Annotated in this window: 24 protein-coding genes; 11 read left to right on the top strand and 13 right to left on the bottom strand. The window is 67.7% G+C overall.

Annotated elements, in window-relative coordinates:
- Positions 1 to 6: 6 nt before the first annotated feature.
- From mdcC to WKB25_RS04785, 8 genes are all read left to right on the top strand, one after another.
- Positions 7 to 327: a malonate decarboxylase acyl carrier protein gene (mdcC, locus tag WKB25_RS04820; protein WP_340569002.1), complete on the top strand. Its 321-nt coding sequence runs from the start codon at positions 7 to 9 to the stop codon at positions 325 to 327.
- Positions 324 to 1,232 carry a biotin-independent malonate decarboxylase subunit beta gene (locus WKB25_RS04815; RefSeq protein ID WP_340569000.1) on the top strand — a complete coding sequence of 303 codons (909 nt, stop codon included), beginning with the start codon at positions 324 to 326 and terminating at the stop codon, positions 1,230 to 1,232. The genes mdcC and WKB25_RS04815 overlap by 4 nt, the downstream gene beginning before the upstream one ends.
- Positions 1,233 to 1,234: 2 nt before the next feature.
- On the top strand, positions 1,235 to 1,939 hold the full coding sequence (gene mdcE, locus WKB25_RS04810) for a biotin-independent malonate decarboxylase subunit gamma (RefSeq protein ID WP_340569135.1): 705 nt from the start codon (positions 1,235 to 1,237) through the stop codon (positions 1,937 to 1,939).
- Entirely contained in the window at positions 1,932 to 2,582 is a 651-nt protein-coding gene (gene mdcG / locus WKB25_RS04805; protein ID WP_340568998.1) for a malonate decarboxylase holo-[acyl-carrier-protein] synthase, read from the top strand. The genes mdcE and mdcG overlap by 8 nt, the downstream gene beginning before the upstream one ends.
- Positions 2,579 to 3,436, top strand: a complete 858-nt coding sequence (mdcB, locus tag WKB25_RS04800; RefSeq protein WP_340568996.1) for a triphosphoribosyl-dephospho-CoA synthase MdcB — start codon at positions 2,579 to 2,581, stop codon at positions 3,434 to 3,436. Before mdcG ends, mdcB begins: the two co-directional genes overlap by 4 nt.
- Positions 3,433 to 4,353, top strand: coding sequence for a malonate decarboxylase subunit epsilon (mdcH, locus tag WKB25_RS04795; protein ID WP_340568994.1), 921 nt, complete (start codon positions 3,433 to 3,435; stop codon positions 4,351 to 4,353). The genes mdcB and mdcH overlap by 4 nt, the downstream gene beginning before the upstream one ends.
- A gap of 100 nt (positions 4,354 to 4,453) precedes the next feature.
- Complete coding sequence (locus WKB25_RS04790) at positions 4,454 to 5,821, top strand: SLC13 family permease (protein WP_340568992.1); 1,368 nt, start codon at positions 4,454 to 4,456, stop codon at positions 5,819 to 5,821.
- A gap of 104 nt (positions 5,822 to 5,925) precedes the next feature.
- Positions 5,926 to 6,645: a GntR family transcriptional regulator gene (locus WKB25_RS04785; protein WP_099819348.1), complete on the top strand. Its 720-nt coding sequence runs from the start codon at positions 5,926 to 5,928 to the stop codon at positions 6,643 to 6,645.
- A gap of 92 nt (positions 6,646 to 6,737) precedes the next feature.
- On the opposite strand, the gene WKB25_RS04780 is transcribed toward WKB25_RS04785, so the two are convergent.
- Positions 6,738 to 7,067 (bottom strand): hypothetical protein, encoded by a 330-nt coding sequence (locus WKB25_RS04780; protein ID WP_340568988.1) that lies wholly within the window; start codon positions 7,065 to 7,067, stop codon positions 6,738 to 6,740.
- A 154-nt stretch (positions 7,068 to 7,221) separates the two neighbouring features.
- On the opposite strand from WKB25_RS04780, the gene WKB25_RS04775 reads away from it, so the two are divergent.
- Positions 7,222 to 8,169, top strand: a complete 948-nt coding sequence (locus WKB25_RS04775) for a nucleoside hydrolase (RefSeq protein WP_340568986.1) — start codon at positions 7,222 to 7,224, stop codon at positions 8,167 to 8,169.
- A 4-nt stretch (positions 8,170 to 8,173) separates the two neighbouring features.
- Here the strand turns inward: WKB25_RS04775 and WKB25_RS04770 are convergent, their stop codons facing one another.
- From WKB25_RS04770 to WKB25_RS04745, 6 genes are all read right to left on the bottom strand, one after another.
- Complete coding sequence (locus WKB25_RS04770; RefSeq protein ID WP_340568984.1) at positions 8,174 to 9,448, bottom strand: MFS transporter; 1,275 nt, start codon at positions 9,446 to 9,448, stop codon at positions 8,174 to 8,176.
- A 181-nt stretch (positions 9,449 to 9,629) separates the two neighbouring features.
- Positions 9,630 to 10,766, bottom strand: coding sequence for a metallophosphoesterase (locus WKB25_RS04765; RefSeq protein WP_340569133.1), 1,137 nt, complete (start codon positions 10,764 to 10,766; stop codon positions 9,630 to 9,632).
- An 82-nt stretch (positions 10,767 to 10,848) separates the two neighbouring features.
- Positions 10,849 to 12,387 carry a TerC family protein gene (locus WKB25_RS04760; protein WP_340568982.1) on the bottom strand — a complete coding sequence of 513 codons (1,539 nt, stop codon included), beginning with the start codon at positions 12,385 to 12,387 and terminating at the stop codon, positions 10,849 to 10,851.
- 62 nt (positions 12,388 to 12,449) lie between these two features.
- Positions 12,450 to 12,674 carry a helix-turn-helix transcriptional regulator gene (locus WKB25_RS04755; protein ID WP_100551815.1) on the bottom strand — a complete coding sequence of 75 codons (225 nt, stop codon included), beginning with the start codon at positions 12,672 to 12,674 and terminating at the stop codon, positions 12,450 to 12,452.
- A gap of 13 nt (positions 12,675 to 12,687) precedes the next feature.
- Positions 12,688 to 13,155, bottom strand: coding sequence for a DUF2975 domain-containing protein (locus tag WKB25_RS04750; protein WP_340569131.1), 468 nt, complete (start codon positions 13,153 to 13,155; stop codon positions 12,688 to 12,690).
- A 186-nt stretch (positions 13,156 to 13,341) separates the two neighbouring features.
- Positions 13,342 to 13,935: a hypothetical protein gene (locus WKB25_RS04745; RefSeq protein WP_340568980.1), complete on the bottom strand. Its 594-nt coding sequence runs from the start codon at positions 13,933 to 13,935 to the stop codon at positions 13,342 to 13,344.
- 131 nt (positions 13,936 to 14,066) lie between these two features.
- Between WKB25_RS04745 and WKB25_RS04740 the strand changes: the two genes are divergently transcribed.
- Together WKB25_RS04740 and WKB25_RS04735 are read left to right on the top strand one after the other, a co-directional pair.
- Positions 14,067 to 14,378, top strand: coding sequence for a metalloregulator ArsR/SmtB family transcription factor (locus tag WKB25_RS04740; protein ID WP_340568978.1), 312 nt, complete (start codon positions 14,067 to 14,069; stop codon positions 14,376 to 14,378).
- Between the two features lie 11 nt (positions 14,379 to 14,389).
- Complete coding sequence (locus WKB25_RS04735) at positions 14,390 to 15,775, top strand: DUF2867 domain-containing protein (protein WP_340568977.1); 1,386 nt, start codon at positions 14,390 to 14,392, stop codon at positions 15,773 to 15,775.
- Positions 15,776 to 15,816: 41 nt separating this feature from the next.
- Here WKB25_RS04735 and WKB25_RS04730 read toward each other — a convergent pair whose 3' ends face one another.
- The 6 genes from WKB25_RS04730 to arsH form a co-directional block, all read right to left on the bottom strand.
- Positions 15,817 to 16,248: a pyridoxamine 5'-phosphate oxidase family protein gene (locus tag WKB25_RS04730; protein ID WP_100551812.1), complete on the bottom strand. Its 432-nt coding sequence runs from the start codon at positions 16,246 to 16,248 to the stop codon at positions 15,817 to 15,819.
- A gap of 134 nt (positions 16,249 to 16,382) precedes the next feature.
- Complete coding sequence (locus WKB25_RS04725; protein WP_340568975.1) at positions 16,383 to 16,883, bottom strand: GNAT family N-acetyltransferase; 501 nt, start codon at positions 16,881 to 16,883, stop codon at positions 16,383 to 16,385.
- An 11-nt stretch (positions 16,884 to 16,894) separates the two neighbouring features.
- Complete coding sequence (locus tag WKB25_RS04720) at positions 16,895 to 17,338, bottom strand: hypothetical protein (RefSeq protein WP_340568973.1); 444 nt, start codon at positions 17,336 to 17,338, stop codon at positions 16,895 to 16,897.
- Between the two features lie 72 nt (positions 17,339 to 17,410).
- Positions 17,411 to 19,153 carry a GGDEF domain-containing protein gene (locus WKB25_RS04715; RefSeq protein ID WP_340568971.1) on the bottom strand — a complete coding sequence of 581 codons (1,743 nt, stop codon included), beginning with the start codon at positions 19,151 to 19,153 and terminating at the stop codon, positions 17,411 to 17,413.
- A 55-nt stretch (positions 19,154 to 19,208) separates the two neighbouring features.
- On the bottom strand, positions 19,209 to 20,234 hold the full coding sequence (locus tag WKB25_RS04710; RefSeq protein ID WP_340568970.1) for an AI-2E family transporter: 1,026 nt from the start codon (positions 20,232 to 20,234) through the stop codon (positions 19,209 to 19,211).
- 88 nt (positions 20,235 to 20,322) lie between these two features.
- Positions 20,323 to 21,054, bottom strand: coding sequence for an arsenical resistance protein ArsH (gene arsH, locus WKB25_RS04705; protein WP_340568968.1), 732 nt, complete (start codon positions 21,052 to 21,054; stop codon positions 20,323 to 20,325).
- Positions 21,055 to 21,064 lie beyond the last annotated feature (10 nt).

Raw genomic sequence — 21,064 nt, 5'->3', positions numbered from 1 at the left:
CACGCCATGGAAACCCTCGACTATCGATTCGCCGGCACGACGCCCGTGCGCTTCCCCACCGATGCAGTGCTGGTGGGCGTACTGGCCTCGGGCAACCTGGAAGTCCTGCTGGAACCGGCCGACCTGGACGGTGCGATGAGCGTGCGCATCATCACCGCTGCGCGCGGCTTCGGCACGGTATGGCAGGCGGTGATCGCCGACTTCGCACAGCGCCATCCCCTGCGCGATGTACGCGTGTCGATCAACGATGCCGGCGCCACACCGGCGGTGGTCAGCCTGCGCCTGGACCAGGCCGTCGAGACCCTGCTTGCCGGAGGCCAGCCATGACACTCGCACAACGCACCAGCTATTACGAAGCCGATGCCCGCGCGCGCATCGCCGGGCTGCTTGATGCAGGATCGTTCCACGAATTTCTCGGCCCGGCCCAGCGCGCTATCAGCCCACATCTGGCGCAGCTGGATCAACCGGCCGCCTTCGACGATGGCATCGTCGTCGGCGAGGGACGCCTGCGCGATAAACACGTGCTGGTGGCCGCGCAGCAGGGTGAATTCATGGGCGGCGGCGTGGGCGAGGTGCATGGCGCCAAGCTGACCGGACTGCTGCGCCGTGCGGCAGACACCCATCCTGATGGCGTGCTGCTGCTGCTCGATACCGGTGGTGTGCGCCTGCACGAAGCCAACGCCGGCCTGATCGCCATTTCCGAAATCATGCGCGCCACGCTCGGCGCGCGGGCCGCCGGCGTACCGGTAGTGGCGCTGATCGGCAGTGGCAACGGCGCGTTCGGTGGCATGGGCATCGTCGCCCGCTGCTGCAGCACGGTGATCATGTCCGAGGAGGGGCGGCTGTCGCTGTCCGGCCCCGAAGTGATCGAGACCGTGCGCGGCGTGGAGGAATTCGATTCGCGCGACCGCGCATTGGTGTGGCGGGTGACCGGTGGCAAGCACCGCTACCTGATCGACCAGGCGCAGGTGCTGGTGCCCGATGCGATCAGCGCGTTTGCGCAGGCGGCCTTTGATGCGCTGCAGCCAGACACCACAAGCACCGACACCGACGCGGCGCTGGCCGCGCTGCAGGCACGCCACGCCGCATTGAAAGCGCGCGTGGCGGCGTGGGGCGACTGCAACGATGGTCTGCAGATCTGGGCACGCCAGGGCATAGCGGACCCAGAACGCCTGGCGCTGCTGGAAACCGATGCCTTCCTTGCCGCCACCGCGCACCGGAGCCTGCCATGAGCATGCCATTGAAAACGCTGCTGGATGCGCTGTTTCCGCGTGGCCATGCAATCGCCGTGAACGACTCGGTACTCACCGGTACAGCGTCCACCGACGACGGCGAGGTGACGGTGATCGGCACCACCGACAGGATCGAAGTGGGCGTGGATCACGCCCTGGTGCTGGCCGATGCCGTGCTGGCCAGCACCGCTGCACATCCGCAGCGTCCGATCGTGATGCTGGTCGATACCGCCGGCCAGCGCCTGGCGCGCCGCGATGAACTGCTGGGCATCAACGGCTACTTCGCCCACCTCGCACAGACCCTGGACCTGGCCCGCCGTCGTGGTGCGCGCCTGGTCACGCTGGTCTATGGCGAATCGGTCAGCGGTGGCTTCCTGTCGTTCGGGCTGATGGCCGACCACATCCATGCCCTGCCGGATGCACAGGTGCGGGTGATGGACCTGCGCGCGATGGCACGGGTGACCAAGCAGCCGCTGGAAAAACTGCAGGCACTGAGCTTGACCTCGCCGGTGTTTGCGCCGGGCGTGGAGAACTATGTGGCGATGGGCGCAGTGCAATCGCTGTGGGAGGGCGACCTGGCGCGTCACCTGCTGGAAGCACTGCACGCACCCGCCGACGGTGACCATCGCGCTGCGCTGGGCGCCGAACGCGGTGGCCGCAGATTGGCTGCACAGGTCGCCGCCGCCGTGAGCCAGGGCAATGCCTGAGCGGCCTGCCCGGCACACGCTGGCCTGGCTGTCGGCCGACGCCGATTGGCGGGCCGACGTGCCCACGCACGAGCCGCGCCTTGCCGCGTGGCTGGCGCACGGCTTCCCTGCCGTAGTGGCACGTCGTGCGGCGGATGATCCCGATCCGCGCCTGCGACTGGGCGTTCCACTGCCACCGGCCGAAGGCAAGCAGCGCCTGTCGTTGCGCGTGCCGTTACGCGACGTTGCTCGCATGCACGCACCGCCGGCATTGAGTGAGCTGCTGGCAGCGGGCGATGCCGTGGTTCCGCAGGCATGGCAGGAATCACTTCACGACCTGCAGGCACTGGCCCCGGCCCGTGTGTTCGGCGCCTTCGCCTGGCAATGGCTGACTGCCCTGCCCTACGTGCAGGAGCGTTCGGACATCGACCTGCTGTGGCAGGTGACCGACGCCGCGCAGGCCGAGGCGCTGATCGCGCAGTTGCTGGCATGGGGGACCCGCCATCCGCATCGCCTTGATGGCGAGCTGTGCCTGCCCGATGGCGGCGCGGTGAACTGGCGCGAACTTGCCGGCCGCAGTCGCCAGGTGCTGGTGAAGCGCCTGGACGGAGCCGCATTGGAAGCGCGCGATGCGCTGTTCGCCACGCGCGAGACGATCGCATGACTGCCGCTCGCAAGCCGTTGCCTGCATGCGGCGCGGCGGTCGACAGCGCACGCCTGGGACGGCTGGCCATTGCCAGCCTGCACACCGAGCTGGCCTGCGCCCCGAAACCGGGCCTGGTCACGCCGTTCAACAGCGGCAGCCATGACGACATGGATGCCAGCACGTTCCTGCGTAGCCTGTTCGCACTGCGCCACTACTTCACTGCGGTGGCCAGGGCCGGTGCCGCGGGTGCCCCCTTCACTGTGCTGCGCGATCACGGCATTGCCGCCGAAACGGCCATGCTGGCCGCCACCGCCGGTATCAACACTCACCGCGGTGCGATCTTCAGCCTTGGCCTGCTGGTGGCCGCCGCTGCTGGGTGCCGGCGCGTGCATGGCCATGCCGTATCCGGCGCGCAGGTGTGTCTGGCGGTCCAGCAGTGGAAAGGCGCGCTCATCGCGGCGCCACTGGACCCGCACAGCCCGGGACAGCGCGCGCGCGCACGGCACGGGGTCTGCGGGGTGCGCGAACAGGCCGCCGCCGGTTACCCGGTGCTGCGCGAGCTGGCCCTGCCGACCCTGCGCCACGCGCTGGGCAGCGGCCTGCCCCGCGACGCCGCGCTGTGCCACACGCTGATGCAGCTGGTGGCACAGGTGGACGACCTGAACCTGCTGCACCGTGGTGGTGCCGAGGGCCTGCACTGGGCGCAACAACAGGCAACCACCTTCCTTTCCTCGGGCGGCGCCTTCGCGCCGGACTGGCGCATGCGCCTGCAGTCCATGGGCGATGCCTTCGTGATGCGTCGGCTCAGCCCGGGTGGTAGTGCCGATCTGCTGGCCTGCGCCTGGTTCCTGCTGCAGCAGGAGGGTGCATGAGCCTGGCCCTGCTCTGCCCCGGACAAGGTGTGCAACATCCAGCGATGTTCGACCGCGTGCGTGGCATCGCCGCTGCACGCGTGGTACTGGACGCGGCGGGCGACGTGCTGGGACGCGACGTGTTCGCTGCCGCAGCCGCCGAGGACCGCTTCGACAACGCCCAGGCGCAACCGCTGCTGTGCGCCGCCAGCATCGCGCAATGGCATGTCCTGCGCGACGCCCTGCCGAGCCCGATCGTGCTGGCCGGGTACAGCATCGGCGAACTGGCGGCGCACGCCATCGCCGGTAGTTTCGATGCCACCACCTGCCTTTCGCTGTCGGCCCAGCGCGCGCGCCTGATGGATGCCGCCAGTCCCGCCGGTGCGGGCATGCAGGCGGTCCTCGGCCTGGATCGACAGACGCTGCAGCCGCTGTGTGACACGCACGGCGCGCATGTGGCCATCGCCAACGGCGCAGATCATTTCATCGTTGGCGGCACGCAGCAGGCACTGCAGACGCTGGCCGCTGCCGCGCACGCGCAGGGCGCGGAGGTACGCCTGCTGCCGGTGCATGTGCCGGCGCACACGCCACTGCTGTCGGCGGCAGTCGAACCGTTTGCCGCAGCGCTGCAGGCCATCACCCTGCATGCCCCTCGCCTGCCACTGCTGGCCGGCATCGACGCACGGCCGGTGCGCGACACCACTGCGACGGTGCATACGCTGTCCGCGCAGCTGGCGCAGACCATCGAATGGGCGCAGGTGATGCACCAGGCCTTCGAGCGCGGCGCACGGGTGTTCCTGCAGCTGGGTCCGGGCAACGCGTTGGCACGCATGATCGCGCCGGCCTATCCGTGCTGCGAAGTGCGCGCGGTCGAGGAATTCCAGAGCCTGGGCGGCGCGGCAGCATGGGTCCGCAGCGCGCTGCAGCGGCTGCAGTAACGGGTTTGAGCAGTACGTAACGCGCAGTACGTAACAGGCCATACCCGGGATGGCGGGCTTCCATCCGTGCAGTACGCGAATCAGGTGTCTGGGAGGGCGCATGACTCCACAAATTGCAACGATCATCGGTCTGGTGATCATGTTCATCGTCGCCACCGCGATGCCGATCAACATGGGTGCCGTCGCCTTCGCGCTGGCCTTCATCGTCGGCGGGCTCTGGGTCGACATGGGGGGCAAGGAGGTCCTCGCCGGCTTCCCGGGCGACCTGTTCCTGACCCTGGTCGGCATCACCTACCTGTTTGCCATCGCGCAGAAGAACGGCACCATCGACCTGCTGGTGCATTGGGCGGTGAAAGTGGTACGCGGCCATATCGTGGCCATTCCGTGGGTGATGTTCGTGATCACCGCGGTGCTGACCGCCTTCGGTGCGCTGGGCCCTGCCGCAGTGGCGATCATCGGCCCGGTCGCGCTGCGCTTTGCCAAGCAGTACAACATCAACCCGCTGATGATGGGCCTGCTGGTGATCCATGGTGCGCAGGCGGGCGGCTTCTCGCCGATCAGCGTGTACGGCAGCATCACCAATGGCGTGGTGCAGAAGGCCGGGCTGGAAGTCACCGAGATGGCCGTGTTCCTGACCAGCCTCGGCTTCAACTTCATGATGGCCACGATCTGCTTCTTCGCCTTCGGCGGCATCGCACTGCTACGTCGCGGTTCAATCACTGCGGCGAGCACGGTCGGCACGGTGGAACTGGCGATGACCGGTGGTCCGCAGGCCTCGTCGCGGCAGTTCGCCATCGAAGGTCACGGCGCGCTGGTCGCGGCCGGCGGTGGCACCCTGTCCAACGATCCGGTGGCACTGGATGCGGTGGGCCTGACCCGCGAGCGGTTGTTCACCCTGATCGGCCTGCTCGGCCTGGGCGTGGCCGCGCTGATCTACAACCTTAACGTCGGCCTGGTCTCGATCACCGTGGCGGTGGTTCTGGCCCTGCTGTCGCCGCAGAGCCAGAAGGGTGCGGTGGATGGCATCAGCTGGTCCACCGTGCTGCTGATCTGCGGCGTGGTCACCTACATCGGTGTGCTGGAACATGCCGGTGCCGTGGACTTCATCGGCCACGGTGTTTCCAGCATCGGCATTCCGCTGCTGGGCGCGCTGCTGGTCTGCTACGTGGGCGGCATCGTCTCAGCGTTTGCCTCGTCGGCGGCAGTGCTGGGTGCCACCATTCCGCTGGCGGTGCCGTTCCTGATGCAGGGCCATCTCGGCGCCGCTGGCGTGATCTGCGCGCTGGCCGTGTCCTCCACCATCGTCGATGTCAGTCCGTTCTCGACCAACGGCGCACTGGTGGTGGCCTCGGCCGCGAAGGAAGAACGCGAAACGCTGTTCCGCCGCTTCCTGGTCTACAGCGGCCTGGTGGTGGCATTCGGCCCGCTGCTGGCCTGGCTGGTGTTCGTGGTGCCGGGCTGGATGTAAATGCCTGCGGTAGTGCCGGTCGCTGGCCGGCAACCTCGTGGATCCGTGCAACGATCACGGGTTGCCTGCCAGCGGCCGGCACTACCTGGCGTTACACTTTGCGCATGGCCATCGCTCCCGCTCCACGTACACCCAAGAAGCGCGCCCCTCTGTATGAGGAGGTGGCCGAACACGTGCGCGAGCGGATCTACGACTACCGCCTGCCACCGGGCGAGTGGATTGACGAGCCCGCGCTGTGCGAGGAACTGGGCATCAGCCGCACGCCGCTGCGTGAAGCGCTGAAGCTGCTCGCCGCCGAAGGCCTGGTGCAGATCGATGCGGGCCGCGGTGCGCGGGTCACCCGATTGACGCTGGAAGACCTCAACCAGCTGTTCCCGGTGATGGCGATGCTGGAAGGCCGCTGTGCGCATGAAGCGGTCAAGCACATCGACGACGCCGGCGTGCAGCAGCTGGAAGAACTGCACGCGGCAATGGAAACGGCGGCCGCAGACGGCAACATCGCCGAGTACTACCGCAACAACTATCTCATCCACGAAACGGTGCAGCATTACGCCGGCAACCCGTGGCTGATCCGCATCACCCACGACCTGCACCGTATCCTGAAGATGCATCGCGGTCGCCAGCTGCTGGCCCCGGGGCGCACCGCGCAGTCGCTGGCCGAACACCGCGAACTGATGGAGTGCTTCCGCCAGCGCGATGCCGCGGCCGCCGAACGCACCATGGAACGCCATCTACTCAGCCAGGGCCAGGCCCTGGCCGCGTACGTGGCCAGCGGCGGATTGCTGAACGTGCCCGCGCCGTTGCCGACCGAAGGCGGAAGCTGAGTTGATGGGGTTGCCGGCCAGCGGCCGGCACTGCCCCCGCGAGGCCAGGTCACGGTAGTGCCGGCCGCTGGCCGGCAATCAGGAACCTCGCGTCAATCGCCGCCGCCGCAGCTGCCGCCGTCACCGCCCCCACCGCTGTCGCAGTCCGAGCTGCTGTAGCTGTGGTGGCTGTGGCTGTCGCCGGAATAGCCCCCGGAGAAATCGGCGGGCCCACCGCCACTGCCATCGCCCCGTGCGGGTGAGCCATCGGCGGTGGCCATCGCCATGCACACGATCGCACCAACCAGCGGCAGCAGCCACACCACCAGCAGCTGCCCGGCGCGGCTGCTGACGGGAAGGTCGTCGCGCCCCAGCACCACGAAGCTGGCCACCAGGTTCAGCCCCAGCACCAGGGCAATCAGGACGAGGGTTACAGCCAGCATGGCGCAGCTCCTTGCGACGGGTTCGGGCCCGCAGACGATACCACCGCCTCCGGTTCGCCCTGCCTGTCATGAAGATGGGACAATGCAGGGCGCGCCGGCCTGCCCTCGGGGCCGCCGGCCCCCCTGCACCACACGGAAGAAGAAGAACAACAACATGCTGAAAGTCATTTTCGATACCGACCCGGGCGTCGACGACGCGCTGGCGCTGCTGTACCTGCACAAGCATCCGCAGATCGACCTGATCGGCGTCACCACCACCTTCGGCAATGCCTCGGTGGCGTCGACCACCCACAACGCGCTGTACCTGAAGCAGGCCTGGGGCCTGTCCGCGCCGATCGCGCGCGGCGCTGGAGGCCCGCTGCAGCCCGAAGCCACTCCGGAAGCCTGGCCGGTGCACATCCATGGCCACAACGGCCTGGGCAACCACCCGGTGCCGGAGGTCCTGGACGTGGCCGCTGATGCGCGCCCGGCCCACCAGCTGATCATCGACCTGGTCCGCGCCCATCCGGGCGAAGTGACCCTGGTAGCGGTCGGCCGCATGACCAACCTGGCGCTGGCCCTGCAGCAGGCCCCGGACATCGCTGGCCTGGTGCGTGGCGTGGTGCTGATGGGCGGTGCTTTCCACGTCAACGGCAACATCACCCCGGCGGCCGAGGCCAACATCTGGGGCGACGCCGAAGCGGCTGACATCGTGTTCACCGCCCACTGGCCGGTGACCGCCATCGGCCTGGACGTGACCACCCGCGTGGAGATGAACCGCGACGGCCTGGACAAGCTGGCCGCCATCGGTGGCGCCGATGCCGAACTGGTACGCGCCCTGTCGCAGGACTACGTCGACTTCTATCTGCAGGCCGGCCACAAGGGCATGGTCGTGCACGATTGCTGCGCCTGCATCGCCCTGACCCGCCCGGAGCTGTTCCAGTTCGAGCGCGCCAGCGTGCGCGTGGCCACCGACGGCGTCGCCCGTGGCATGACCGTTCCCAAGCCGGAAGGCATGGGCTTCGGCCCCAGCGTGTGGGACGGCCACGTGCTGCAGTCGATTGCCATTGGCGTTGATGCGGCCGCGGTGCTGGCCGACATCGAGCAGACCCTGAAGGTCTAAGCGTTCACTGCCCGCCCCGGGACACGGGGCGGGTCTTCGGCACGGTCTCCGGCAGCGTCCACAGCACCGGCAGCACCAGCACCGCCACCAGCGCGATCATCGCCCCCGGCGCCGCCGCCCAGCCGCTGCGCTCGACCCACCATTGCGCCAGCCACGGCGTCGCCCCGCCGAACACTGCGGTGGCCATGGTTACCCCCAACGCCAGTCCACTGACCCGGCCCTCGCCCGGGAACTGTTCTGCCGTGGCCGGTGCCGCCACGGCACTGATGCCGCCAGCCACGCAGGCCAGCCCCACCGCTGCGAGCACGATGCCCAACGGCGCGGCGGACGCCATCCAGCCGAACATCGACAACGGCAGCAGCGCTGCCAGTACCGTCAGACCCAGCAGCAGCGGACGTCGCCCGAAGCGATCGGACAACGCGCCGCACAGCGGAGTGATCGCGATCACCGCCACCGCTGCAATGGTCGACAGCCACAGCGCATCGCCTTCGTCGTGTCCCTGTGCATGCAGGAACGCCGGCACATAGGTGATGCCCACGTAGTAGGTAATCGATCCCAGCGCGGAAATCGCAAACGTGCGTGCCACCGCACCGGGATGGTTGCGCAGGACATGCCGCAGCGGCGTGGCGGGAATGCTGCCTTCGCGCCGCTGCCGTTCGAACTCCGGCGATTCGTGCATGCCCGAACGCGCGATCAGGATCACCAGTGCCAGCGCCGCGCCGAAGAAGAACGGGATTCGCCAGCCCCAGCTGTCCAGCTGCGGTGCAGGCAACAGCGCCACGGTGAGTGCGGAGATCGCCACTGCCAGCAACGCGCCCACTTCGCTGGCCGCCGAGGCCAGCGAGGTGACCAGGCCACGTCGTCGCGCCGGTGCACTTTCCAGCAGATAGGCGACCACGCCGGTGTATTCGCCGCCCACGGAAAACGCCATCGCGCAGCGCAGGACCAACAGCAGCACGCCAGCTGTCGCACCGGCGGTCGCGGCGGTCGGCAGCAACGCGGTGGCCAGCATGGCCGCCGCCATCAGTGCCATCGAGGCCAGCAGCATCCAGCGCCGGCCGAGCCGGTCGCCCAGGTGGCCGAAGCACAGCGCACCGAGCGGACGCATCAGGTAGGACACCGCGAAGCCGGCCAGGGTAACCAGCATCGCCTCTTGGCCGCCGCCGAAGAACACCCGCGACAGCACCGTGGCGAAGTACAGGTACAGGGTGAAGTCGTACCACTCCACCACCGTGGACAGGCCGGCCACCCACATCGAGCGCTGCCGCCCCGCGGTCATTGCGTGTTTTCCTTCATCGCCGAAGGGTGTCATGGCGGCAGTGACGATGCAGTAGATCCACGCCATGCGTGGGTGCCCCGGAAGGAAAGCAGTAGATCCACGCCATGCGTGGATGCTCGCCCTCCGTGGCAAACGGGGTCAGAGCCCTTTGCCGTTGGCAAAGGGATCCGACCCCGCTCTGTCACGGCGCCCGGCGCAGGGTGATCAACGTGATCTCCGACGGCACGCCGATGCGCGCCGGGAATCCCGCCCACAGGCCGGCACCGTTGCTCACGTACAGCGTCATGCCATCCACCGCATAACGGCCGGAAACGAAGCCGCCGTTGGCACGCTTTACCAGCTGGTCCATGCCGATGATCTGGCCGCCATGGGTATGCCCGGACAACTGCAGCTTCACCCCGCGTGCAGCGGCCTCGCGCGCATTGCGTGGCCGATGATCGAGCAGGATCACCGGTGCGCGGGGGTCGGCACCGGCCAGTGCGGCCTCCAGGTTGGGCAGCGGCAGGCCATAGCGCGCAGCCACCGGGTCGGTGACGCCAGCGATGGTCAGCGCGGCATCACTACGGCGTACCTGCGTGTGGCTGTTTTCCAGCACCTGCATGTGCAGTGCACGGAAGGCCCGCATCCATTCGCTGTACTGCGCGTAGTACTCGTGGTTGCCGGTGATGGCGATCACCCCGTCCGGCGCACGCAGGTCAGCCAGTGGGGTGTAATCGTTGCGGCGCGCCTGCACGCTGCCGTCGATCAGGTCGCCGGTGATCACCACCAGATCCGGTTGCAGTGCGTTGCTTGCAGCCACGACCTGGCGCACCCAGTCGCCGGTCAGCAGGCGGCTTGCGTGGATGTCGGTGAGCTGCAGCACACGGTAGCCATCAAAAGCCTGCGGCAGGCCGGTGATGGCCACCTCGATCTGCCGCGGCTTGGGCACGGCCATGCCCTGGCTGACACCGAAGGCACTGAGCAGCAGCGCCAGCACTGCGGCAGACGGACGCAGCGGCCTGCTGCGCAGTACGGAAAGGGCGCGCGGTGCGCGCAGCAGGCGCGCAGCCAACAGGCCGGCGTCCAGCACCAGCAACGCCAGGGCCAGCAGCAGTACCGCGGTGGAACCGGTGGCCAGCGTGGCGATGGCCATCTTCGGAATTTCCGGCGAGGCCATCGTGCCCCAGAAGTTGGCGACGATGCGCAGCTGCACGGCAATGCCCACCAGCAGCACCGACAGCACCACCTTCGACCAGACAGGCAGGCGCAGCGGCCAGAAAAGGCGCCAGGCCACATACAGGCCCATCAGAAAACCAATCGTACTCAACACTACGACAATCCAGAACGGCGAACAGGCCCGCCATGGTGACGGCAGAAGAGGGCAATGGATAGAGCCGGGCATGGGCTCGGCCCTGCCATCGTCACGCTTCCGGCAGGCGTTCCACCCGCAACCGCGTGATGCGGCGCTTTTCCATCGCCAGCACGGTGATGCGGATACCGGCCACCTCCAGCGTGTCGCCGATGTCGGGCAGGCGCCCCAGCTGTTCCAGCACCAGCCCGGAGATGGTCATGTAGTCCGCGCTGCGCGGCAGCGACACGCCGGCCAGCCGCTGCAGGTCGTCCAGGGTCAGCGCGCCGTCGGCATCCCAGCAGTCCTCGCCCTGCGCGACCACACCATAGCGCTCGTCCTGGGTATCGGCCAGGTCACCAGCGATGGCCGCCAGCAGGTCATTGGCGGTCACCAGGCCTTCCACGCTGCCGTACTCGTCCACCGCCACCGCCAACGGCACCGGGTGCTGGCGGATCAGTTCCAGGGCCTGCAACGCACTGGCGCTGGACAGCACGTACTGCGGCTCGCGCAGGTTGCCTTCCAGCTGCAGCGGCCTGCCCTGCAGCAGGTCGGCCAGCAGGTCGCGGCTCTGCACCACGCCGCGCAGGCTGTCCAGGTCGCCCTCGCCCACCAGCATCCGCGTATGCGGCGACGCCACCAGGCGGGCGACCACGTCGTCGTCACCGCGCGCCATGTCGATCCACTGCACGTCGGCCCGCACGGTCATCACGCTCGATACCGGGCGATCAGCCAGGCCCAGCACGCTGCGGATCATCTCGTGCTCGGCAGGCTGCAGGCGTTCTTCGGTACTGCCGCGTTCATCGGCTTCTTCTTCATCGTGGCCATTGGCCTGGCGCGCGCCCAGCAGGCGCAGCACTGCATCGGCGGTACGCTGGCGGAACGGCTGGCGCTGCTCGTTGCGCTCGCGGTTGAAACGTATCCACTGGTTGAACGCTTCCACCAGGATCGAGAACGCGATGGCCGCGTACAGGTACCCCTTCGGAATCTTGTAGCCCAGGCCCTCGGCCACCAGGCTGAAACCGATCATCAGCAGGAAGCCCAGGCACAGCACCACCACGGTCGGATGCTTGTTGACGAAGCGGGTCAGCGGCTTGCTGGCCAGCAGCATCAGCGCCATCGCGATGGTCACCGCCGCATACATCACGCCGAGGTTGTCGACCATGCCGACGGCGGTGATCACCGAGTCCAGCGAGAACACCGCATCGAGCACCACGATCTGCGCCACCACCATTGCGAAGCTGGCGTAGACCTTCTTGCCATCTTCGTGATGCTCGCGGCCTTCCAGCCGCTCGTGCAGTTCCATCGTGCCCTTGAACAGCAGGAACAGGCCGCCGCCGAGCAGGATCAGGTCGCGCCCGGAGAAGCTGTGCTCGAACAGGGTGACCAGCGGTTCGGTCAGTTTCATGATCCAGGCCAGCGCAGCCAGCAGCACCAGCCGCATCAGCAGCGCCAGCGCAAGGCCGATCACCCGCGCGCGGTCGCGCTGGTGCGGTGGCAGCTTGTCGGCCAGGATCGCGATGAACACCAGGTTGTCGATGCCGAGAACGATCTCCAGCACGACCAGGGTTGCAAGGCCCATCCATATCGAGGGGTCAGCCAACCATTCCATTTCAGGTCCGTTTCGTCAGTAAGGGGAAAGTAATGCGGTGCAGGCGTGCGGCGCAGCGAAGGTCAATCTGCATCCTGCGCCTGCGTGGGGTCATGCCCGAGCAGGTCGCCGGGGCTGCATTGCAGTTCGCGGCAGATCGCATCGAGCGTGGAAAAGCGGATCGCGCGCGCCTTGCCGGTCTTCAGGATCGACAGGTTGGCCAAGGTGATGTCGATGCGCCCGGCCAGCTCGGACAGGGTCATGCCACGTTGCTGCAGCATGCGGTCGAGGGTGATGATGATCGCCATCAGATCATGCTCATCAAATCACGCTGTCCAGATCGTCGCGCATCGCTGCGCCGACGGTGAACACGCGCGCCAGCACGAACAGCATCAGCACGGCCACCAGGCCGGTGATCGACATGCCGCCGCCCACCTCCATCCAGGCGAAGTCCGGCCCCATCCAGCTGGCGTACAGACCGATCACGATGGACAGCACCTCCATCGCCAGCATCAGCCAGGCCATGCGTTGCAGGCGTACGGCATTGGCATGGGTGAAGGGGCGTTCGTTGGCCGCAGACCGCAGCAGCCTCGCCAGGTGGCGCAGGAACACCAGGCACAGCACCAGCAGCGCGACGATGGCGGCAAGGCCCACGCAGAAGTGCAGGAACAGATGCGAACCGTGTATGGCCGCCGCGTGCGCATCGTGCACGCTGTCCAGCAGCCAGCTACGGTCGTAGGCCACCAGCGGCACTGCCAGCAGCGCGGCCAGGATGCCCAGCCAGCACATCGCGCGCACCGCCTGCACGGCGGTCTGGGCCAGGGTGAACAAGCCGCGCGCAGGAAGGGCGCGGGCAGGACGAACGGTCAAGCAGCCTCCGATGTGGAGCGGCCCTGCCGCCCCGGGGTGTATTTATCGATAAACGATATATCACATCCCCGGGCTGTTGGCTGAATCTCGTGTGCTCCAGCAGCGCTACCGGGCGGGTGCCGGTGCCGGCGGCGCGGCCTGTTCGCGCATCGCCTCGCCCGGCGTGGCCGAGGCCATCGCCTGCACCCCCGCTTCAGCGGCCTGCCGGGTAACCAGCCGGAAGCGCACGCGCAGCTTGCTCTCGCCCGGCGTTGCCCAGCCGTACTGGATCGCCACCTGATCGCCGGACAATGGACCGCGCGAGGGCAGCGAGCGAATCTGCAGTGGCTTCGGTGCGGCCTGCATCAGCCGCGCGAAGCCCCTCTGCACCACCGCCGGATCGGCCTTCTCGGCATACACGGTGCAGGTGCCATCGTCGGCCCAGCTGACCGCATAGCGACCACTCGCCAACGGCACCATCCACGCCATGCCCGGCTGGCCCTGCAGCAACGTGGCGGCCTCGGCCGGCTGCAGCGGGGTCAGGCCGTTGGCATCCATCAGCGACTGCAGCCGCGCCGGTGCACCGATGTGCTGCATGCAGGTGGTGTCGAACAGTTCGCTGAAGGGATCCTGCGCCGGTGCCTTCGGCGCACGCGCGGGCTGGGCCATCACCACGATCGGCAGCAGCAGGCCAGCCATCAGCCAGGGCGCAGGGCGCATCGCAACTCCAGGGGACGGAAAACAGCGGGGAGGATGGCAAAGCCGGGTGGCAGAACGCAACGGGCACGCCCGCGCTTGACATCACCCAGCCCCGGGGAGAACATCAGTTAACGAATTAGTTAAATTCTCCCATGGACCGCATCTTCGAAGCTCTGGCCTCCACCGCACGCCGGCAGATCCTGGCCTACCTCAGCGCCGGCGAGCTCAGCGCGGGCGAGCTGGCCGAGCGCTTCGATTTCAGCAAGCCGGCACTGTCCAGCCACCTGCGCATCCTGGAAGACGCCGGCCTGATCGAGCGCGAGAAGCGCGGCCAGTTCGTGTACTTCCGGCAGGTGCCCGAGCGCCTGGCCAACACGCTTTTTTCCTGGGCCGCCGAAGTCTGTCCGGTCGGCGGCCCGCTGAAGCGCGAAGCGCGCGCACGCCGCAAGATCCCTGCCCGCTGAGGAGCACTGCGATGCCCGGTTCGACCCGCACCAGCCGTTCGTTCCCGAGTATCCAGCTTCCGGCACAGGACGGCGGTGGCCCGGTGGAAGTCACTCTGATCGCGCAGCTCGGCATCGGTGCCGGCGATGCGCTGGTGAGCGATGCCAGCCAGCGCCAGCGCCACCACCCCGCTTTCATCGATGCACTGGACGAGCCTTCAGCGCGGCTGGGTGGCATGCACCTGCAGCACGGCGATGCGTCGTCGCTGTACAGCTTCGTGGTGGGTGCCGGCGGCCATCCCTTCCATCGTCATGCCGGGCCGCGCATGTTCACCGCCATCGCCGGCAGTGCGGGTGCCGAACTACGGTTTGCCAGCGCATCCGATGGGCAACTGGCGGACGATCCCGCACACTTCCTGCGATCACTGCGTCGTGTCCGCATCCCACCGGATTGCCTGTTCACCGTGCGCTTTGGCGGGGGCACCTGGCACCAGTTCGCCTCGAACAGTCCGGCACACCCTGCCCTGTTCGCGCTCTCGTGCCACAGCAATGAGTTGGCCGGGGCAATGAGCGAGCAGGCACGCGCACAGGCACAGGCCAATGCCGCAGACATCCCCAGCTTGACCGACGTGCTGCCTGCAGCGCACTGGCCCACCGCAACCACACTGGCGGCCACACCGTTGTTGCAACTGTCACTGCAGGCGGCAGCACCCAGCCTTCGCGCGCGCCTGTGCGCGCAGACGCGCACGTTGCTCGGGCCGCTGCGCCGCTTCAGCCTGCAACCACTGCGCGGATTCGTGGAACGGGCGACGCCGGCGTACCCGGTCTGCAGCAGCGCAGTGCCGACGCAGGGGTTGCTCGCCAGCGCACTGCAGCACAGTCACTACAACGACACGACCACGCTGGCGCTGCACGGCGGGCAGACCCGCCATCGATCGGCCTCCGCCCTGCTGGCCGACATACTGGACGGATTCCTTCGCAACCCGCCAGCCGGCGTCGGCCGCTTGATGGCCCTGCGCAATCGCCTGGTTGCGCCGCTGCGTCTGCGCACCTCCCCGCTGGGCTGTCCGGTATCGTCACTGCTGTCCACCGACCGCAGCCGCGTCTTCGGCGGACGTTTCCCGGTACTGGATGCGCAGGTCGATGCGGAAGACCGGTGTGCCGAAGTGCTGCTCGGTGCCGATGACCGTCATCTGCGCTTCCGCAGCAGCGTACGCGTGCAGTTCAACGAGGACGGCCAGGTCGAGATCAGCCTGGGCTCGCGCGTACAGACGCTCAATGCCTTCGGCCGCTTCTACATGGCGATGATCGACAGCGCGCACCGGCATTATGTGGCCCCCGCCCTGCTGCGCCGCGCAGTGGAACATGCGCTGGCACCGGAACTGGCAGCGTGGTCCGGCGAGCCTGCGCACTCCTGACCCATGGATGCAAGGCACGGGGCCCTGTGCGGCCCTCGCGATCAGACCACGATTTCGCCCTCGTCCTCGCCATCCCAGTAGTGGATGCGGCTGGCGTGCACGTGGATCAGCACCAGCCCCGGCGTGTCCACGCCCTGTTCGAACCAACGCTCCAGGTCCTTCACCCAGTGCTGGGCCATCGTGCCGCGATCGCGGACCAGCGCTGCCCTGCCCTGCACGTGCACGAACAGCGGCGGCTTGCCCAGCAGCGACTTGCTGCCGGTAAGACCCAGCGCCACGTTCGGGTCGGCGCTGATCTCGCGCACCATGTCGGTCTCTTCCATGGTGAAGAACCAGCTGTCGCCGTCGTAGTCCACATCGCCGTTGTTGCTCATCGGGCGGCCAGCGATCTGGCCACCGGCATGGGTCTGCAGCATGGTGAAATCGATGCCGGCCATCTTCTTGGCCAGTTCGGGCAGGGTGAGCGTGGTCATGGGCAGTTCCTTCAACAGGTGGGCGCCCAGCGTCTGCCCAGTGCGGTGACCGAGGCGTGGATGGCTGCTGCCGGTTTCTTCACGCTGCGAGCCGCGCGGTGTTTCTGCGCTCGCGCGGTAGTGACCCTCGGGCGTCAACGCCGATAGCGGAACACCAGATCGTCTGGATCGCTGCGCACTGCCGCCCCATCCAGCACCCCGCCAAGCCGAATCGCCACGGCCTGCGAGGCGTGGTTGTCCGCTGCCATGTAGCTGACCAGGGTTGGCAGGCAACGCACCACGAACGCCCAATCACGCAGCGCCGCCGCTGCTTCGCTGGCGAAACCCTGCCCTTCCTGCCCCGCATACAGCAACCAGCCCAGTTCCTGTTCCGGGAACAGCGGGCCGTGGTTGATGCCTACCTGGCCGATGCACTCACCCGTGTCGCGGCGCTCGATCATCAACGCGCCGTGCCCGAACAGATGCCAGCTGGCCAGGTCGTGGCAGAACTGTCCCCATGCGGCAACCTCACCAAACGGCCCCCCCATGCCGCGCGCGCGGGGCGAGGCCAGGAATGCGGCATACACGGGGAAGTCGTCCAGGCGCTGCGCGCGCAGGCGCAGGCGAGGTGTTTCCAGCAGCGGAATGTCGATCATGCGTGTATCGGTCAGTACACGGCCAGGAAGCCACAGCCGCGGCGCTGTGGCTGGCCTTCAACCGTCACCTGCACGCTGGCCGATGTATCCACGCCTTCGGCATTGCGGCAAGGCTCGCGCTTGATCTCGACGATGGTGGGCTGCTTGCCCAGCTCACCGTTGAGTACCGTCAACGAGCTGGGCGCGCCGGCCGGCTGGCCGAGGTAGCGCAGTGTACCCGCGCGGCTGCGGCCAGCGATGATGAGGGTGGCATCGTGGTTACCCTTGCCGGTGGAGGCGATCTCGATGGACCAGCCTTCGCCACCACCGGTGAAGGCGGGCACCGGGCTGGCATCGGCAGCAATCGAAGGATGACGCGGCGCATCGGCGCCCGCACCGGCTTGCGGTGCGCTGCTGGCGCAGCCAGCGAACAGGCCCGTCAGCAGCGTGGCAGTCACAACGGAACGCAGGGTCATGGCGTACTCCTCCTGCAGACGAGGCTCCAGTCTAGGCAGCAGCACGTGCGCTGGCGATGAACAAGGCTATCCTCAGCGTGCCGCACGCCCACCCGTAGCCACCTGCACCCGGTCGCGGCCAAGTGATTTGGCCGCGTACATGGCGGTGTCGGCAGCGCGTACCAGCGCGTGCCAGCCGATCGGGTCAAGCGTTCCCTGGGCAACGCCGAAGCTGGCGGTGACCCGCAGGATCTCGCCACTGCCCAGCACGATGTCCTTGCCGCGCAGTGCCACCCGCAGCGACTCGGCCAGCTGCCGGCCACTGGCCAGATCGCCTTCGGCCAGCAGCACCAGGAATTCCTCGCCGCCGTAACGGGCAATGCTGTCGTTGCGGCGCAGGTGGCTGCGCAGCAGCTGCGCCACCTGCACCAGCACATCGTCGCCGGCCGCATGGCCCTGCCCATCGTTGATCGACTTGAAGTGATCAACGTCCAGCAGAATCACCACCGCCTGCGTGCTTCCATCGGCATGCCGCTGTCGTACCAGCTCCTCCAGCGAGCGCCGGTTCAACAGGCCGGTCAGCTGATCGGTATCGGCCAGCTCACGCAGCTCACGGGTCAACGCCGAACGCTGGTGCGACTTCGCCCGCAGTACCTCGATGGCATCGAACAGGCGCTGCATTTCCGCCATCGGGTGGGTGGCATGCTGCTCGGTGCCCGGCGTATCCGAGGCGATCTGGATCACCTGCGCCTGCGCCTGCAGCAACGGCCGCAGGATCTGCACGTGGGCGATGCGCAGGGCCAGCGCTAGCAGCAGCAACGTCCCCAGCACCGTGGCGGCCAGCACGGCCAGGCGCACCGCTTCCTTGTTGCGGGTGTGCTCGAAGCGCGCGATCGAAACGCCGAGGTAGCCATCACGCAGCGCTTCCAGCGATTGCAGGGTGGGCACGTAGCGCGCGGTGAACTCGGCCGCCGTCCAGGGCGGCGGTACCCCACGCCCCCCATCTTCGATCAGCTGTTCCACCATCGGCAGCGACTGGCCGAAGAACTGCCGGCGTGCCGTGTCCCAATGCCAGGACAGCGTCGGCTCGCTACGGAATACAGACTCGTGGCTGGCGGCCAACCGCCACAGCTCCAGCAGGCGGCCCTCGGTCTGCTGCGCAGCGCGCACCTGTGGCTCCCGCCATGCGCCGGGCACCGCCAGCGGCACCATCACGTTGGATGCCAAACGGCCACCATGTTCGCGCAGGTCGATCAGGATCTGCCCCTGCATGGCAGGAATCGCGGCTTCGCGATCGGCGGCGACCAGATCGCTGATCTGCACCGACGTCAGCGCCTGCAGCCGGTCGTACACCGCGAACATGCTGTTGATCGCGTGCTCCACCTCCTCTGCCGAGCGCTCGCCCCTGGGCAGTGCGGCGACACGGTCCACCGCAGCGCGCGCGGTCTGCAACCGCCGCTGCGCTTCATGCAGGCGCGGTGTTTCGTCCATTACCTGCGGGTCGGTCAGGAACACGCTCTGCAGGTGCTGCGTCGCTGCGTCCACTCGCTGCCGGGCGACCACCAGCTGTGCAGCCAACCGTCGCTGCTCCTGCGCATCGGCGCTGTCGGCGCCGAGCAGGCTGTTCGCCGGTCCGCGCTCGGCCGATACCAGATTGGCCAGCTCGAAGGTCAGCCGCAGCTGCTGCAGGCTGACCAGGTTGGCCTCGGCTTCGGTGTAGCGCTGCGTGCCCTGCACCAGCGCAATGGCCATCAGCGGCAGCGTGCACAGCACGAACAGGCCACCGAGGATCCAGAGCCAGGTCTGCAGTCCGTTTGGCGATGCCCTGCGCCCCATCGATGTACCCCCTGGCGTGCGCATCAGTGTAGCGCTGCGCTCGCGTAACGGCGGGTCAAATCCAGCGCTGGTCCACCAGTTCGCGCTTTACGTAGGCGTAGAACACCGGCGCGGCCACCAGCCCGGGCAGGCCGAAGGCCGCTTCCATCACCAGCATGGCCAGCAGCAGCTCCCAGGCGCGAGCCTGGATCTCGCCGCCGACGATGCGTGCGTTGAGGAAGTACTCCAGCTTGTGGATCACCACCAGGTACAGCAGCGCAGCCACGGCCACGTAGAACGATACCGACAGCGCGACGATTGTGATGATGGTGTTGGAGATGATGTTGCCCACCACCGGCAGCAAGCCGGCGATGAAGGTGATCAGCACCAGCGTCTTCGACAATGGCAGGTGCACGCCAAACAACGGCAGCACGCCCAGCAGGAAGATCGCGGTGAACACGGTGTTGAGCAGCGAGATCTTGACCTGGGCGAACACCACCTGGCCGAACGCGGTGGCCAGGCGACTGGTACGGCCGATCAGCTCCTGCGCCAGCGGGCCCATCTTCGGCAGCGGCAGTTCGTCGTACAGCGCGATCATCGCGCCCAGCACCATGCCGATCAGCACGCGCACCCCCACCTGCACCACCGATGTGCCGGCCACGCCCAGCTGGCGCTGGTGTTCGGCCGCCCATTCGTTCACGGCCGCTCGCAGTGCCGTCAGGTCTTCAGGGATGTAGGGCTGCAAGAGGGCCGGCACCTGGTGCCGGGAGGTGTTGAGGATGTCCATCAACCGCGCCAGCAGCACGTCAGGGCCACCGGTCTCGTTGCGGAAGAACGCGGCCACGCCGATACCTGCCAGCACCAATGCGCTGATGATCACCGCCGACAGCACGATCACCGCGATCGCCCGTGCCCGCCCGGGACGCAGTTTGCCTTCCACGGTGGAGGCCAGCACATGGGTCAGCTGGAACACCAGCAGGCCGGACAGCAGGGTCACCACCAGGCCAAGCTTCAGTGCCAGCCACATGCCCAGCAGCATCATCAACCAGGCGGCGATGCGTGCGGCGGGAGGCTTGGGCAGGGTCGGGATGACAAGGGACATCAGGGCACATCCTGGTGGGGTGGCCCATGGTAGTGGATTGAGGTGATGCGCCCGCGCACGCGCGCATCCCTGCGGCCGCCGCCTGCCGTCAACGTGCGACCACCGCGCCTGCCGAACGTGCCAGTGCGGCCGCTTGCTGATCACCCTTGCGCTCGCTGTAGCGATCCACCAGGTAGTCCGAACGGTCCCGCGTGAGCAGGGTGAACTTGACCAGCTCCTCCATCACATCCACCACCCGGTCGTAGTACGCCGAGGGTTTCATCCGCCCGTTTTCGTCGAACTCCTGCCATGCCTTGGCCACCGAAGACTGGTTGGGGATGGTCAGCATGCGCATCCACCGCCCCAGCACGCGCAGCGTGTTGACCGTGTTGAACGACTGCGAACCGCCACTGACCTGCATCACCGCCAGCGTCCTGCCCTGCGTCGGGCGCACGCTGCCATCTTCCAGCGGCAGCCAGTCGATCTGGTTCTTGAACACGCCGGTGACCGTACCGTGGCGCTCCGGGCTGATCCAGACCTGGCCTTCGGACCATTGCGACCACGCGCGCAGGCGCTGCACTTCAGGGTGATCGGCGCCGACACTGTCGAGCATGGGCAGCGCATGCGGATCGAACACCCGGGTCTCGCAGCCAAGGTGGCGCAGCAGGCGCTCGGCCTCCAGCGCCAGCTTGCGGCTGAACGACTGCGGACGCAGCGAGCCATACAGCAGCAGGATCCGCGGCGGGTGCGCGCGGCCGGCGCCCAGCAGGATGGGGTCGGGCTGGGGAAGCGAGGCTTCGGCCAGATTAGGGAGGATGGGACTTGCGATGGATTCATTCATTCGACTATTC

The organism is Stenotrophomonas sp. G106K1, assembly GCF_037969685.1.
GTDB classification, from domain to species: domain Bacteria; phylum Pseudomonadota; class Gammaproteobacteria; order Xanthomonadales; family Xanthomonadaceae; genus Stenotrophomonas; species Stenotrophomonas lactitubi.
Note: the sequence above shows the minus strand (reverse complement) of the source record. Positions and strands in the feature narration are given on the sequence as shown.

Coding starts and splice junctions, on each gene's coding strand:
- mdcC (WP_340569002.1), top strand. CDS start 7: ATGGAAACCCTCGACTATCGATTCGCCGGCACGACGCCCGTGCGCTTC.
- WKB25_RS04815 (WP_340569000.1), top strand. CDS start 324: ATGACACTCGCACAACGCACCAGCTATTACGAAGCCGATGCCCGCGCG.
- mdcE (WP_340569135.1), top strand. CDS start 1,235: ATGCCATTGAAAACGCTGCTGGATGCGCTGTTTCCGCGTGGCCATGCA.
- mdcG (WP_340568998.1), top strand. CDS start 1,932: ATGCCTGAGCGGCCTGCCCGGCACACGCTGGCCTGGCTGTCGGCCGAC.
- mdcB (WP_340568996.1), top strand. CDS start 2,579: ATGACTGCCGCTCGCAAGCCGTTGCCTGCATGCGGCGCGGCGGTCGAC.
- mdcH (WP_340568994.1), top strand. CDS start 3,433: ATGAGCCTGGCCCTGCTCTGCCCCGGACAAGGTGTGCAACATCCAGCG.
- WKB25_RS04790 (WP_340568992.1), top strand. CDS start 4,454: ATGACTCCACAAATTGCAACGATCATCGGTCTGGTGATCATGTTCATC.
- WKB25_RS04785 (WP_099819348.1), top strand. CDS start 5,926: ATGGCCATCGCTCCCGCTCCACGTACACCCAAGAAGCGCGCCCCTCTG.
- WKB25_RS04780 (WP_340568988.1), bottom strand. CDS start 7,067: ATGCTGGCTGTAACCCTCGTCCTGATTGCCCTGGTGCTGGGGCTGAAC.
- WKB25_RS04775 (WP_340568986.1), top strand. CDS start 7,222: ATGCTGAAAGTCATTTTCGATACCGACCCGGGCGTCGACGACGCGCTG.
- WKB25_RS04770 (WP_340568984.1), bottom strand. CDS start 9,448: ATGACCGCGGGGCGGCAGCGCTCGATGTGGGTGGCCGGCCTGTCCACG.
- WKB25_RS04760 (WP_340568982.1), bottom strand. CDS start 12,387: ATGGAATGGTTGGCTGACCCCTCGATATGGATGGGCCTTGCAACCCTG.
- WKB25_RS04755 (WP_100551815.1), bottom strand. CDS start 12,674: ATGGCGATCATCATCACCCTCGACCGCATGCTGCAGCAACGTGGCATG.
- WKB25_RS04750 (WP_340569131.1), bottom strand. CDS start 13,155: ATGTGCTGGCTGGGCATCCTGGCCGCGCTGCTGGCAGTGCCGCTGGTG.
- WKB25_RS04745 (WP_340568980.1), bottom strand. CDS start 13,935: ATGCGCCCTGCGCCCTGGCTGATGGCTGGCCTGCTGCTGCCGATCGTG.
- WKB25_RS04740 (WP_340568978.1), top strand. CDS start 14,067: ATGGACCGCATCTTCGAAGCTCTGGCCTCCACCGCACGCCGGCAGATC.
- WKB25_RS04735 (WP_340568977.1), top strand. CDS start 14,390: ATGCCCGGTTCGACCCGCACCAGCCGTTCGTTCCCGAGTATCCAGCTT.
- WKB25_RS04730 (WP_100551812.1), bottom strand. CDS start 16,248: ATGACCACGCTCACCCTGCCCGAACTGGCCAAGAAGATGGCCGGCATC.
- WKB25_RS04725 (WP_340568975.1), bottom strand. CDS start 16,883: ATGATCGACATTCCGCTGCTGGAAACACCTCGCCTGCGCCTGCGCGCG.
- WKB25_RS04720 (WP_340568973.1), bottom strand. CDS start 17,338: ATGACCCTGCGTTCCGTTGTGACTGCCACGCTGCTGACGGGCCTGTTC.
- WKB25_RS04715 (WP_340568971.1), bottom strand. CDS start 19,153: ATGGGGCGCAGGGCATCGCCAAACGGACTGCAGACCTGGCTCTGGATC.
- WKB25_RS04710 (WP_340568970.1), bottom strand. CDS start 20,234: ATGTCCCTTGTCATCCCGACCCTGCCCAAGCCTCCCGCCGCACGCATC.
- arsH (WP_340568968.1), bottom strand. CDS start 21,054: ATGAATGAATCCATCGCAAGTCCCATCCTCCCTAATCTGGCCGAAGCC.